The sequence below is a fragment of the Zoogloea sp. LCSB751 genome (genome assembly GCF_002028455.1).
Lineage (GTDB): Bacteria > Pseudomonadota > Gammaproteobacteria > Burkholderiales > Rhodocyclaceae > Zoogloea.
In genome coordinates this window covers 1-238 of the sequence record NZ_MWUM01000592.1, presented here as the reverse complement: position 1 = coordinate 238, position 238 = coordinate 1, and the positions used below count along the sequence as shown (strand labels likewise).

The following is a 238-nucleotide window of genomic DNA, read 5'->3' as shown; positions in this document are numbered from 1 at the left end:
GGGTTGAAGCCTGCTGCCAGTTGGCTAATCGGGAAGGACTGGTGCGACTCAAACAGCTCAAGTCGGTGCTGGCCAGTGGCCGTGACCAACTGCCCGCAAGCCAGCTCAGTTATCCAGAACTGCCGCAAGAGCACGAGAACATCCGCGGCCCCCAGAGCTTCCACTAAAGAGGATACGTCCCATGACCCAACAAACGCTGACCCGCTTGAGACACCTGAAACTGACTGGCATGGCGGAT

General features: G+C 58.4%; 1 pseudogene. It reads left to right on the top strand.

Annotated features, from left to right (window positions below):
- Positions 1–167: pseudogene (locus B4920_RS29290) on the top strand (IS21 family transposase); the annotation flags it as partial.
- Positions 168–238 lie beyond the last annotated feature (71 nt).